Annotated in this window: 1 protein-coding gene; it reads left to right on the top strand. The window is 30.2% G+C overall.

Annotated features, from left to right (window positions below):
* Positions 1 to 309 (top strand): DegT/DnrJ/EryC1/StrS family aminotransferase (locus J7R10_RS08630; RefSeq protein ID WP_208436470.1); only part of this gene is annotated, 309 nt, incomplete at its 5' end.
* Between the last annotated feature and the right edge of the window lie 158 nt (positions 310 to 467).

The following is a 467-nucleotide window of genomic DNA, read 5'->3' as shown; positions in this document are numbered from 1 at the left end:
TTAAGAGATATTGTCACAGTTCCAGAAGTGAGAGAGGGAGAGCGTTGTGCTTATGCGCAATATACTATTAAGGTAGAAAATCGCGACAAATTAAAGGATTATTTACAGAAAAATTCTATCCCTACAATGGTTTATTATAAAACTCCATTACATCAACAGTTAGCTTATAAACACTTTCCTTATGTAAAAGATTCTCTTTCTGTTTCTGAATCTCTAGGAAATTGTGTTTTAAGTTTACCGATGCATCCTTATTTGACGCAAACTGATCAAGATATGGTTATTCAGCGAATCAGAGATTTTTATCTTTAAATTTATTGTTTTAACGGAGAGCTTTATTTAGATTATGCTTTGAAAGGTGTTTTTTGTATTTTAATTTAAAAAATAAAGTTAGAATTAGCGGGTATTCTGTTAATCGGGGCACTCATATCTTATAAAGATTGTCTTACAAAAGATACAGTTAATGTTAA

It is taken from the genome of Bartonella vinsonii subsp. berkhoffii ATCC 51672 (genome assembly GCF_902825225.1).
Lineage (GTDB): Bacteria > Pseudomonadota > Alphaproteobacteria > Rhizobiales > Rhizobiaceae > Bartonella > Bartonella berkhoffii.
Note: the sequence above shows the minus strand (reverse complement) of the source record. Positions and strands in the feature narration are given on the sequence as shown.